A 13,652-nucleotide genomic window follows, 5' to 3' on the forward strand; every position below is an offset into this window, starting at 1 on the left:
GAAAAAACGCCGGATCGGGCGGCGGCCGCAAGTGCGCGGAACGCTGGACGCCCCCCGCCGGTCGGGGTACATTCCTACGGATGAAAGTTCTGGGCATCAGCGACAACCACAATGCCGGCGCCGCCGTGGTCATCGACGGCCGGCTGGTGGCCGCCGTGAACGAGGAGCGCCTGTGCCGGGAGAAGAACCGGCTCGGTTTTCCCGCGCTGGCGATCGCCGAGGTGTTGCGGCTCAGCGGCTTGCGGCCGGACGAAGTCGATCACGTCGTCGTGGCCGGCGACATCACCCCCTGCTTTTTTCTGCGGCTGATCCCCCACTGGCATCGGGGGGCGAAAAACCATTCGGGCCAGTTCGGGGTGCTGTTCGATCTGTATACCTATTATCAGGTCGCGGCGCGGTATTTCGCACTGCCGTACCAGCTTGACCGGCGGCTGTCGCGCGCCTTGCTGGTTCGCCGCCTGACGCCGCTGGGCCTGCACGCGCCGCTGGGCTTCTGGGAGCATCACCAGGCGCATGCCGCCGCGGCGTTTCTCGGCGGGCCGTTTTCGCGCGCGCTGGTGATCACCGCCGACGCGATGGGCGACGGGCTGACGGCGACGGTCGGCATCGGGCACCCGGACGGCCGCGTCGAACGCGTTTTCGAACAGTCGGGAATGGCGGCGCTCAATCCCTATTACAGCCGGGTCACCGAAATGCTGGGCTTCGTCCCGAACCGGCACGAGGGCAAGGTGACGGGCTTGGCGGCGTATGGCGACGGCGAACGGCTCGCGCCGCTGTTCCGCCGGTCGCTGCGGTTTCGCCGGGGTTCGTTTACGCGGCTGGGCAACCCGATCGGGCACAGCCTCGGCTTCGGTTGGTATCGGCACCTGGTCGGCGAGCCGCGCGAGGACGTGGCCGCGGCCTGCCAACTGGTGCTGGAGGAGGCGGTCACCGCTTTCGTCGCCCATTGGGCCCGGCGGCTGGATCTCGCCGACGTCGTCCTCGCCGGCGGGATTTTCGAGAACGTCAAACTGAACCAGCGCCTCCGCGAATTGCCGGAAATCCGGGAAGTCAGCGTCTTCCCCAACATGAGCGACGGCGGCCTGGCGGCCGGCGCGGCGCTGGGCGTCGACGCGGCGAAGCCCGCGCCCCTGGCGGATGCCTACCTGGGAACCGAATACCGCGAGGACGAAATCCGCCGCGAGCTCGACCGCTGGGGCCTGGATTATACGCGGCCGGCGCGCCTGGCTGAGGAAGTCGCCGCCCGCCTGGCGCGGGGCGAGGTGGTGGCGCGGTTCCACGGCCGGATGGAATACGGCCCGCGCGCCCTCGGCCACCGCACGATCTATTGCCGGCCCGACGATCCGGCGGTCAACGATTGGCTCAACCGGCGGCTCGGGCGTTCCGAGTTCATGCCCTTCGCGCCGATGGTCCTCGCCGCCGCCGCCGATCGCTGTTTCGTGGGGATGAGCGGCGGCCGCTATACGGCGCGGTTCATGAACATGTGCTTCGATTGCACCGCCTACATGAAGAAGGTCGCCGCCGGCTGCGTGCACGTCGACGGCACGGCGCGGCCGCAGATCGTCGACCGCGAGCACAATCCCGACGCCTTCGCCATCCTCGCTGCCTACGAACGCCTGACCGGCACGCCGGTGCTGATCAACACCAGCTTCAACATGCACGAGGAGCCGATCGTCATGTCGCCCGCCGACGCCGTGCGTTCGTTCCGGCAGGGCCGCCTGGATTGGCTGGCGATCGGCCCCTACCTCGTCCGGGCCCGCCCATGAACCCGCGCGAGGCCCTGTCGCTCGTTCATCCCCGCGCGGTGATGATCCAGACCACCAGCCGCTGCAACGCGAACTGCGTCATGTGCCCCCATCCGCTGGTCCGCCGCACGATGCCGCAGGGCGACATGGACGAGGGCTTGTTCGCCGCGCTGATCGACGAGATCGCCGCGTTCCCGGGCCTGCGCCGCGTGATGCTTTACCTGATGAACGAGCCGCTGCTGGACCGGCAGATCGTGGCGCGCATCCGGCGGGCGCGCGCCGCGCTGCCGGCGGTCGAGTTGTACCTGCTGTCCAACGGCATCGCGCTCGACGACCGGCTGAGCGACGAACTGCTCGACGCGGGACTGACGTGGATCGGTTTTTCGCTGCACGCCGCGCGCCCGGAGACCTATCGCCGCATCACCGGCCGCGACGATTTCACGCGCGTCCGCGATCAGGTCGCGCGGCACCTGCGAAAAATGATCGACCGCTACGGCCCCGACGCGGCGATGATCAACGCGACGCGCATCCGACCGTTCGTCGACGACGAGGAGTGGGACGAGATCGGCCGCTTCTGGCGCGACGTCGGCCTCCAGCGGTTGGATTTGGTGGAGGGTTACATCAGCCGCGCCGGCAACGTCGAGGTGTACGGCCGTGAACCGATGCGGCACGCGGCGATGCTCGGTTGCAAAACAGTCTGGGCCTATGAGATGGCGCACGTCCTGTTCGACGGCGTGGTCGTGCCGTGCTGCATGGACTATCGCCGCCGGGCCGTCTGGGGCAACGCGCGCGCGCAAGGCCTCCTGGCCGTGTGGCGGGGCGAGGCGCGCCGCCGCTTTCTCGAACGGATGGACGGGCGCGAATTGGCCGCGGACGATCTATGCCGTGCCTGCGAGGACGCGATCCCGGCCGCGCCGCCCGATAAAAAGCCGGCGGAAACGGCGCGCGAGCGGAGCCGCCCGGAAAGAATTCCCGATATCCTGCTCGTGCATCCGCCGCCCTGGCTGACCGCCGGGCCGCCGCTGGGCCTGGCCGCCTTGCGGGCTTGGGTCGAGCGCGACGGCTTTGTCGCGGACGTGGTTGACGTCAACATCGACCTCTATCACGCCGTCGAGCCGGCGCGGCGCGGCCTGTGGGAATGGGAGGAAGGGCGCGTCTGGGAAAACGCCGCCGAGGTCGAACGGCTGTTCGGCGATCAACTGCGCGCGGCGGCGGCGGAACTGGCGGCGCACCCGGCGCCGGTGATCGGTTTCAGCCTGGCCAGCCGCAAGGAACAAGCAGCGGCGATCCTCGCCCGCGAAACGGCGCGGCTGGCGCCGGAAAAGCTGTTGATCGCCGGCGGCCCGGCCACCGCCGACCCGGCGTCGCGCGAACTGGTCGCCCGCCTGTCGGGCGGAGCGTTGAGCGTCTTCGCGATCGGCGAGGGCGAGCGCACGCTCTCGGCGCTGCTGGCCTGCCGCCGTCACGGCGTGCCGTTCGACAGCCTGCCGGGATTGGCGATCCATCGCGACGGCCGGGTCGTCTGCCACGAGCCGCCGGAGCCGGTCGACGCCGCCGAATTGCCGCCGCCCGATTATCGCCCGTTCGACCTGTCGCGCTACGCGGCGCCGGTCTTGTTCGTGGAGTGGTCGCGCGGTTGCACCGGCGGGTGCGCGTTTTGCAACGTCCGCCGGTATTGGCGGCGTTACCGCGCCAAGCCGGCCGCGAACGTGCTCGCCGAACTGGAAACATTGCGCGAGCGACACAACCTGTCGCACTTCAGCCTCGTCGATCCGATTCTCAACGGGCAACCGGCGCGGCTGGAGGAGATCGCCGACGGCATCCTGGCGCGCGACTGGCGGCTGCGCTGGTCGGGCGGCATCAGTCCCAACCATCCGCTGACCCCTGCGCAATTCGCCAAGCTCGCCGCCGCCGGCTGCTACCGGTTGGAGATCGGCGTGGAATCCGGCTCCGACCGGGTGTTGGCCGCGATGAAGAAGCGCTACACCGCCGCGCAGGCTGCCGAACAGGTGCGCGCCGCGCACGACGCCGGCCTCGATGTGGCGCTGTACCTGATCGCCGGTTTCCCCGGCGAAGCCGAGGACGATTTCGCGCAGACCCTGGAACTCGTCGAGTCGCTGGCGCCCGCCGTCACACTCGTGCGCAGCGTCAACAGCCTGCTGCTCATCCCGGGGGCCGAACTGGCCGAGGAACCGGAAGCCTTCGGCATCGCGGCGCCCGATCGCGAAATCCACGGCTGGGAACGGCTCTGGCGCGCGGGCGATCTGACGGCCGACGAACGGGAACGGCGCGTCGCGCGGCTGGAGGCGCGATTGCGCGAACTGGGCGTGCCGGTCGAGTTTTCCAACCGCGCCGACCTGTCGACCGACAGCCGCCGGCACACGGAACGGATGGCGCGATTGGCAACGCGGCTGACGGACTTGGACCGCCGCTGGGACGAATGGGATCAAAAAGCCGGCGCGTTGCTGGTCGCGACGGGTGAACAAAACGCGGCGGGCGACCTGGCGCTGGCGATCTGCCCGGTCTGGGGGCCGGACATGCCGCCGTACGGCCTGGCGAGCCTGGCCGCGAACGTGGCGCAGGCCGGGTTCGCGACGGCGGTATTCGATTTCAATGTGGACATCTATCGCCGCGCCCGGCCGGATTTGCAACGCTTCTGGGAAGAAGACAGCTTCCGTCACTGGACCGACCTGGCCGACTGGCAACGCCTGGAACCGCATCTGGAGACGGCGATCCGCGAGACGGCCGACCGCCTGCTGCTGACGGCGGCGCCGGTCATCGGCTTTTCGGTCTATTCGCCCAACCGGCGGTTCACCATCGAGGTCTGCCGCCGGATCAAACGGCTCGATCCCGCGCGGCTGATCGTCGTCGGCGGGCGCGGCATCCAGTCGGTCGCCGAACGCCTGTTGTTTCCGCCCGAGACTGTCGACTACTTTCTGCTGGGCGAGGGCGAAACGGCACTCGCCGAATTGCTGCGGGTTCGGCGCGACGGCGGCGACCTTCGCGAACTGCCGTTCGTCGATTTCTTCGTCGAGCGGCACCTGCGGGGCCACGCGGAACCGGCGCGGGTCGCCGAACCGGGCGCGCTGGCCGATCCCGATTATTCGCGCTTCGATTTGAGCGCCTACCGCACGGCGGACCTGCCGCTGCTGGCCAGCCGCGGCTGCATCGGGCACTGCGCCTTTTGCAACGATCACCCGGCGATGGGCCCTTACCGGGCGCGGCCCGGCAGGCAGGTGGCCGAGGAAATCGCGCGGCACCGCCGGGCGTTGGGCGTTCGCCGCTTCCGCTTCAACGACCAGCTCATCAACGGCGATCCGGCCCAGCTCGAGGCGATGTGCGACGCGCTGATCGCGGCCGACACGGACGTCGAGTGGATCGCGCTGGCCGCGCCGCGCGGCGACATGAGCGACGACCTGCTGCGCAAACTGAAACGCGCCGGCTGTTATACGCTCAACCTGGGCGTCGAGTCGGGCAGCGACGCGGTGCTGAAAAAAATGGCCAAGGGCTACCGCGTCGCCGACATCGAAAAAGCCCTGGCGCAAATCCGCGCGGCGGGCATCAACACGATGCTCAATTTCATCGTCGGTTTTCCGGGCGAAAGCGAGGCCGACTTCGAACAAACCCTGGAACTGGTGCGCCGCAACCGCGCCTCGATCTGCGGCGTCAACAGCATCAACACCTGCCTGGTGCTGCTGGGCAGCCCGCTGGAAAAGGCCCGCGACAAGCTCGGCCTGACCGTGCCGGACGGCGCGGCGGCCGACACCGACTGGCGACTCGGCGACAACACGCCGGAAAGCCGCGCGGCGCGGGCGCGCCGGCTGATCGCGCTGTTGGCCGAACTGGCGATCCCCGTACGCGTCAGCAACCTGCACGAGAAACAGGCCGACGTCGCCCGGCTGGCCGCGCCGACCCCGGCGGGCGGCGATGCCGCGCCCGCGGCGCCGACGGCGGACGATCCGCGGCGGACGCGGGAACGGCGTGGCACGCCGCGTTTCGAACCGCTGGAAATGCGGCCGGTCGACGCGCTGCTGGTGATGGCGCCGGTGTGGGGCGTCGACGTGCCGCCGCTCGGCATCGCCTATCTGCAAAGCGATTGGCGGGCGCAGGGCGTCACGAGCCAGTGTCTGGACCTCAACGTCAAGCTTTACAATCGCGCGCCCGATCCTCGTTTGTGGCGGATGGAGGCCTACAAGCATTGGACCGAGCCGGAACTGTTCGCGGCGACCTGGGCGAGTCTGGCCGACCTGGTGGATCATTACGTCGCGCAACTCACCGCCCATCCGGCGCGCGTGCTGGGTTTCTCGGTCAATACCGGCAATTTTTCCTTCACCCGGGCGCTGACGCGGCGGTTGAAGGCGGCACGGCCGGAGCGGCCGATCGTGCTGGGCGGGCCGGGCATCACCAACAGTTTCGACATCGCCACGCTGACGCCGGACGAGGCGGATTACCTCGTGCTGGGCGAGGGCGAGCGGATCGGCGCCGAACTGGTGCGGGCGCTGCTGGCCGGCGGAAACCCGCCGGGCGGCGCGGTGCGGCGGGTCGGCGAACCGATCGATTTCGCGGACCTGCCGCGTGCGATGATCGCCGACCTGGACCGGCTGTCCTGGCCGCGCCTGGAAGATTTCGACCTGGACGAGTACGCCACCGACGGCGTGCCGGTGCTGGGCAGCCGCGGCTGCATTCGGCATTGCACGTTCTGCAACGATCATCACATTCTGCAGAAATACCGCGTCCGCTCGCCGGAGGGCCTGGCGGCTGAAATCTTCTGGCACGCCGACCGCGGCCGGCTGCATTTCTCGTTTCACGACGTGCTCATCAACGGCGACGTCCGGCGGCTCGCCCGTTTTTGCGAACTGCTGATCGCCGACGGCCGCGAATTCCAGTGGGGCGGCCAGGGCGTGATCCGGCGCGAGATGACGCCCGAGCTGTTCGCGCTGCTGGCGCGCGCCGGCTGCCGGAGCTTCGTCTTCGGCGTCGAGTCGTTTTCCGACCCGGTGCTGCGGCTGATGAACAAACCGTACACGCACGAGGACGCCCGCGCGGTGCTCGCGGCCTGCCATGAGGCGGGCATCGAAACGATCATCAATCTGATCGTGGGTTTCCCCGGGGAGGGCGAAGCCGAGTTTCGCGAAACCTACGATTTCGTGCGCGACCACTTCGGCATCATCGACCAGGTGGCGTCGATCAGCCCCTGCCTGATCAACCTCGGCAGCCGGTTGTTCGAAAAGTACCGGGATTACGGCGTGCGCTTTCCCGAAAGCGAGGGCTCGATCAAGTGGTTCACCGACGACGGCAACACCTTCGCCGAACGCCGCCGCCGCGTGCTGGCGTTGACGACCCTGCTGGCGCGCCGCGAACAGGACGTGCACACCGTCAACCTTTACGACGAGCCGCGCGAACTGCTGCCCGAGGTGGAGGTGGACGCCGCGGCGACGCGGGTCGACGCGGAACCGGTCGACCTGCTGCTCGTGCTGCCGCCGCCGTGGGGCGTCGATCTGCCGCCGCTCGGCCTGGCGCTGCTGGCGGCCGCCGCGCGCGAGGCCGGGCAGCGCGTCCGGGTGCGCGATCTGAACATCGAATGGTTCGAGGCCGGCGGCGATTACCTGCGCGGCTACTGGGATCTGGAAGCGCTGAAATTCTGGTCGCCCGCGGGCCGGCTGAACGAAATCGAGGCCTTTTTCACGCCGCAAATCGAGGCGTTTCTCGCCGCGATCGATCGGCTGAAACCGCGCGTCGTCGGCTTCTCCACCAACGAATCGAACCTGTCGCTGGCCGCGCGCCTGGCGCGGCGAGTGAAGGAAGCGCGGCCGGAAACGACCACGCTGCTGGGCGGGCCGGGCGTTTTCTGGCCGGCCGATCGCGCGCGCCTCGGCCCAGCGGCCGATTACTGCCTGATCGGCGAGGCGGAAATCAGCCTGCCCCGCTTCCTCGCGGCATTGAACGGCGGCGACGTTGCGGCGACACCCGGCATTGTTGTCTGTCAAAACGGCGAGTGGCGGGAAGGACCGCCGCCGGAGCGGCCCGAACGGCTCGACGATTTGCCGCTGCCGGATTTCGCCGCTTTGCCCTTGCACCTGTACCGCACGAATCAGTTTCCGCTGCTGTTCGGACGCGGCTGCGTCAACCGTTGCAATTTTTGCAACGATCACCGCCTGACGCCGGGCTATCGGGCGCTGTCCCCGGAACGGCTGCTGGCCCAGGTGCGTGAATTGAAGGCGCGCTTCGGGGCCTTCGCGTTTTCCTTCAACGACCTGCTGGTCAACGCCGACCTGCCCGCGCTGCGCCGGTTTTGCGAACTGGTCATCGCCGCGAACGAGCGGCTGGCCTGGACGGGGCAGTGCCTGGCGCGACCCGATATGACCGCCGACGACTATCGACTGCTGCGGCGGGCCGGTTGCGTCAGCCTGGTATTTGGTATAGAAAGTTTTTCGGATGACATTTTACGGCGGATGGGCAAGCGCTTCGACGCGTCGCAGGCGGCGAGCGCTTTGCGTGACGCCAAATCAGCGGGATTGGAAGTGCTGATCAACCTGATCGTCGGTTTTCCGGGGGAGACGGAGGAAACGTTCGCGGCGACGTGCCGCTTCGTGACCGAAAACCGCGCCTTGATCGACCGCGTCAGCGCCCTGTCGACCTGCATCGTCGTCGCCCAAAGCCAACTGGAACGAGCGCCGGAAGCATTCGGCATCGTCTTGCCCAAACCCGAACATTGGAATCAATGGTACGCGGCGGACGGCGGCAACGATTACGCGATCCGCGTCGACCGGCTCCAGCGCCTGGCCCGCGTCCTCGCCGACGCCGGCATCCCTTGCGCGATGTCCAATCTCTATTTCGAGGCCCTCGAAAAATGAGCGCCGCACGCCGCGCGCCGTTGAAGCTGAGCGAAAAAATCGTCTTTGCCGCGCTGATGCTTTTCCTGGCGATCGTCGTCGTCGATCTGCTACTCGGCCTTTGGAACCGGCATCCGTCGGTCGACGCCTACGCGGGGATTTACCTTCCACATCCCGTTCGGCTCTATACGTTGAGTCCCGGCGCGACGAAGCGGCCGCCGGTCGGCGTCTTCAGCGAATACGTCAAGGAATGGAAAAAAAGCGGCGCGACCTACGACATCCGCATCAACCGGCAAGGGTATCGCGGCGCCGATTTCGGCCCGAAAACCAAAACGCGGTGGCTGGCGCTGGGCGACAGTTCCACGTTCGGCTGGGACGTGGCGGAAGACGAGGCGTGGCCGGCGTTGCTGGAAATGCTGCTGCGCGCCCGCGGCGCGGACGTGGAAGTCCTCAACCTGGGCGTCCCCGGCTATTCCACGCATCAAGGCCGCCTGCTGCTGCCCGAAATCTGGGATCTGGCGCCCGACGGGCTGATCGTGGCCTACGGCCGCAACGACGAAATCGACACCAACGACACCCTCGACGCGAACCGCCGCGGCCGTTCCGACGCCGAATGGATGCCGGGCGACCGGATCGTTCCGGGGCCGACGCGGTCCATGGAGGATAAAATCAAGCAGACGCAACTGGGCCAGGTCTTGCAGGAGCGGACACACCAACCGCCGAAGGGAGAAACGCCCAAGGTCGGCGACGCGCCCCGCCGCGTGACTTTGTCCCAAACCAAGGAAAACCTGCGCGCCATTGTCGCGGCGGCCCGCGCCCACGGCGTGCCGGTGGTGCTGGTGTCGGTCGGCTGTTTCTTCCCGGAGTACCGGCAGGCCATCCGGCAGGCGGCAGATGAGGAAAACGTGCCGTTCCTCGAAACGTTCGACCTGCTGTTCGCGGCGGTGCCGGAAATCCGCTCGACGGACCGTTTCGCGGCCTGCCGCGAACCCCTGCTCGAGCGGTTGGGCAAGAAAACCATCGCCTCGTCGGCCGGCGGCTGGCTGTGGTTTTCGACCGACTTCGGCCACCCCAACGCCTGCGGCCATCAGGTCATCGCCGAGGCGCTGGCCGGACTCGTGCCGTTGATGAAAAGCGAGTAATCCGACATTCAAACGAAGAATAGTGATCGGCGAGTTTTCGAACCAGCTGTCGATTGGGCGGGAATTGTTGACAATCGAAGGTTTACATGAGATTATTTGTTTAGAATGAATCCTTTCAATGGATAGAACGAGCAGACACCACTTCACAAAAAAGGAGCGTCAACGGTGACAGGAAAAATATTCATCCGGGCCGCGATTCTGCTGCTGTTTTTACTCGTAATGGCTTGCGGCGATAGTGATTCTTCCGGGGAAACGTCTCACGATTTCACTACCGAGGAGTGCTGGGATATCAGCAATTCCTGTAAAGATACCGCCGAATCGGCGAGCGATGAATATCAATGTGAATTATCCGAACAGGGATCGATCGGTTGTGTGATCGAGACGGCAGGCTATTACCACCAGACTTATTACCATTGCGCGGAGAAAGAAGTAGGCAATGACTGCGCGATGTTGGAATTATCGCAAAATAAATGCTTAGCGGAATGTTTCGAGGGCCATGTCAACGAGGACAGTTATCAGGAAACGGAGCAGACGTGTTTTGAATTATGCGGCGTTCAAAGTGAATACTGAAAAACCGGATTCGGAACATTTCGTGGAACAACATATTTATTAAATACCTTTGGGAGTTTCCTATCCGAGACTGAGGATACTTCGTAGGGAGGAATTCAGTATGGTGTCAACCGAATTCCCCCCCGAATTCCTAAAAAATGGTTAACTTCACATCAATATATCGCTGCTTCGCCGGGAAAAACTTCTTTTTAATAAAAATGATTGACAGATAACCGGCTGTTTGATATTATTTCTTTGGATCGATTCATTTGGATGGCCGTAACCAGGGAATGGATAATGCCTGACCTGCTACCATTGTTTCTATATTATCTTTCCTCTTGTCCGCCCAGGACATTCGGCAAGTTAGGCTTATCCCGAGATAGTTCATATGACTTCCACAAAAGCAATGTATTTCGCTTTGGACGAGTGTGCTCGTTCCCTGTCAATATTGTATTCATCTTAATCGAAAGAAGGAGAATGTAATCATGAAGAGAAGGAGAATTTCTAAAATTGCCTGGATAATTATAATCATTTTTTCTTTGTTGTTTTTTATTTCCTGTGTGAAAACAAGTGAAAGCCAGGTAGGCTCCGTCCGCAATGTTTCATCAAAATTAACCGCCAAATCCAGCCAGGATGGCGGCCCTGAAATTCCCGCGCCCTTGGGGGCTTCTGCCAAATGGCTTCAAAGCGGCAGTGGAATAATTGACGCCAACGGGACAAACCCGGCGGCGACGATCGTGATCACCGGCCCCGACGAGTTTTCCTGCTACGCCAAGGTGAAAGTCCTAGCCCGCTTCGGGTCGCTACGAGAGGCGCTGATCGACGAGGAAATCGCCATCGGCGCGCGACAACAATTGACATTACCGCTCGCTCTCAAGCCTGTTCTTTCGCTGCATGAAAAACAAGCGCTGTACGTTACCCGAATCAAGGCCGCGGTATCTTTCATTTACTTTGACGACAAAGCCGTTTATCGGCAGAAACTGGAGGAACGTTACCTCGCGCTGGACGAGACAACCGGAAAGTCCCTGGTCATGGACGGCGCAACGATGTTGGCCGCCTATCCCAACGGCATCACGAACGCAGCGGAATTGGCTCGCGTCCAAGCCGTCTTGGCCGCTCTGCCGGAGGAAGATCGCCAGGGGCCATTGATCGAGCCGGGTGTTTATGCCGACTCGGCGGACGACGACGTTTCGCAAGACTGACCAACCGGTTGATCGTCAACGATCGTTTGAAAGGAGCGAGGAAATGAGGCATTTCAATTGGGCGCTGGCGGTGGTGATGCTGTTCGTTTTATGCGGCTATTCGGCGGCTCGGGCGACCGATTATAACGTGACGTTCTGCTTCAAATATGAAATCGATTACGACGACGCCCAAGGCGGCGATTACTGGACCGACGATTACGACAAACCGGCCCGGGGAATCTACGTCAAAATCACGAGAAATAGCGACGGCGCCACCATGTTTCAGGATTGGACCGATTCCGATGATGGTTGCGCGCCGACGTTGGTTCTTTCGACCAATCGCCATTACACGATCACGGCCTATCTGATGGCCAAACTATCGAATGACAATTCCATTTTTGTAAAGTCGGACGAAATAGCGTCGGTATATAGCAAGGTGCTTTCGACGGATTTTACTCCCAATCCGAACCATTCCGGGCCGTATAATTATTGCTACCCAGATGGCACGGAAAACGGGCAAAACGCGGTCTATCTGGCCGCGGCGGCAGGGTTTGGATTGCACCGCAAACCGGGCGGCGTTTCGGATGAAATGCTTAATATAATTAACCATGCGTGTCCCACGGGAGATTATTCTTGTTTATCAGGAGGATTTGTCTATATCAGTTCTGGAAGCCGAGATAACAAATACGTCATTCTACACGAAATTGGCCATTGGATTGGATACGAAAGAAATGGTGAAGAACGCTGGGAGCATGATTATGATCTCTATGATGATCTTTTATGTCCAGCAATAGATGATTCTGCGGGGCATGATTTGTTAAGTATGGAGGAACAAAGAGCGGCGATAAATGAAGGTTGGGCACAATTTTATGCCGCTGCGACTTGGAATGACGAGGAGGAAAGCGATTGCGAATTCTATACGCTTTCCAATCTTGATTATAATCGAGATGGATATATCGATTTTATTTACAGCTTTAGCTGTCTTCCTGGTACGGGCTATGAAAATACCTATTGCACATCATACAATATAATGTCCACGGAATACGATTGGATGCGCTTTTTTTGGATGTGGCACCATGGCGGCAAGTCGATCGGCAGTTTGGTGGAAGTTATTGTTGATTCCAACCCGACAACTTGGCAATGCGGCACTCCCGCTCAATGCTATGCGGTTTATACCGGATTACGTTACTCGGCAATAACTGGCCATGGCTATAGCCAGGTGACTTGGGATTTATGGGCGCCTTTATTGGGGTTGTTCAATTGATAAGGTAGATACCTAAGTAATAACATCTTATTCCTACCCTTTGAGAAGGAGTAAAGCCAATGTTGATGAATAAATACCCATTCCAACCTTTTCTTTTTCTTGTCATGCTTTTTTCTTTCATCGCTTGCGCTAACAATGACAACGGCGGTGGCGATGTTGAATTAACAACCGCGGAATGTTCGGCAATCAATAAAGAGTGCAAGGCATACTCCATGTCGGCACGTGACAACTATCAATGCATTGATTCCGAACCGGAAACTATCGGCTGCCGGATCGAAACGGAAGGCTTTTACTATCAGACCTATTACGATTGCCTGAAAAATAAGGTCGGGTCCGATTGCATGGAGTGGCTATTGGGTGAAAACAAGTGTTTTGCGAAATGCTTTTACACGAAGGTTGATTACACTGATTTCGATCAAGCCGTCGAAGAATGCGAGGATGAATGCGTGGTTGATACCTAAATAGGAAAGCAGTTTAGGCCAAGAAAGAAATTAAACAAAATGAGTGTTATATTATTTATTTCAAATACGGAGGATCGATGCCAATAGGAGAAAAATATTCCCCCAAAATCATTCTTGCATTGATGGCGTTATTTTTTGCCATTGCTTGCGCCGACGACGACAATAGCGGGCCCGACCATGAATTCACCGCGGACGACTGTCGCGCGGTCCGCGACAACTGCCAGGCCATTGCCGAATCTGTCTGCTGAGAGATAAAAGAAGGAGAAAAGAGATGAATAATCTATGGCTTTTCCTTTTTGCAGTATTACTAATTGGATCAGTTTGTTTCTCCTGCAGCCAATCATCCGATGACGATGATGACAAATTAACCGGTGCGGAATGCCTATCCATCAGAGAGGATTGCAAGGCATCTTCCAAAACGGCCAGTGAGGAATATCAATGCATTCTCACCGAACCGGAATCGCCGAATTGTCTCAT

The 13,652-nt window shown here is 62.0% G+C and carries 7 protein-coding genes; all 7 read left to right on the top strand.

Going from position 1 to position 13,652, the window contains the following annotated elements; genetic code table 11:
• The first annotated feature begins 80 nt into the window (after nucleotides 1–80).
• The 7 genes from GX444_11435 (at nucleotide 81) to GX444_11465 (ending at nucleotide 13,175) form a co-directional block, all read left to right on the top strand.
• The gene (locus tag GX444_11435; GenBank protein ID NLH49200.1) at nucleotides 81–1,766 is read left to right on the top strand and encodes a carbamoyltransferase; all 1,686 of its coding nucleotides are present in this window, start codon (nucleotides 81–83) and stop codon (nucleotides 1,764–1,766) included.
• A complete protein-coding gene (locus GX444_11440; GenBank protein NLH49201.1) occupies nucleotides 1,763–8,599 on the top strand; it encodes a radical SAM protein in 6,837 nt (2,278 codons plus the stop codon). The genes GX444_11435 and GX444_11440 overlap by 4 nt, the downstream gene beginning before the upstream one ends.
• On the top strand, nucleotides 8,596–9,720 hold the full coding sequence (locus tag GX444_11445) for a hypothetical protein (protein NLH49202.1): 1,125 nt from the start codon (nucleotides 8,596–8,598) through the stop codon (nucleotides 9,718–9,720). Before GX444_11440 ends, GX444_11445 begins: the two co-directional genes overlap by 4 nt.
• Before the next feature lie 165 nt (nucleotides 9,721–9,885).
• Nucleotides 9,886–10,290, top strand: coding sequence for a hypothetical protein (locus tag GX444_11450; protein ID NLH49203.1), 405 nt, complete (start codon nucleotides 9,886–9,888; stop codon nucleotides 10,288–10,290).
• Between the two features lie 464 nt (nucleotides 10,291–10,754).
• Nucleotides 10,755–11,471 carry a hypothetical protein gene (locus GX444_11455; protein NLH49204.1) on the top strand — a complete coding sequence of 239 codons (717 nt, stop codon included), beginning with the start codon at nucleotides 10,755–10,757 and terminating at the stop codon, nucleotides 11,469–11,471.
• Nucleotides 11,472–11,514: 43 nt separating this feature from the next.
• Entirely contained in the window at nucleotides 11,515–12,714 is a 1,200-nt protein-coding gene (locus GX444_11460; protein ID NLH49205.1) for a hypothetical protein, read from the top strand.
• A gap of 59 nt (nucleotides 12,715–12,773) precedes the next feature.
• Nucleotides 12,774–13,175: a hypothetical protein gene (locus tag GX444_11465; protein NLH49206.1), complete on the top strand. Its 402-nt coding sequence runs from the start codon at nucleotides 12,774–12,776 to the stop codon at nucleotides 13,173–13,175.
• Nucleotides 13,176–13,652 lie beyond the last annotated feature (477 nt).

This window comes from Myxococcales bacterium (assembly GCA_012517325.1).
Lineage (GTDB): Bacteria > Lernaellota > Lernaellaia > Lernaellales > Lernaellaceae > JAAYVF01.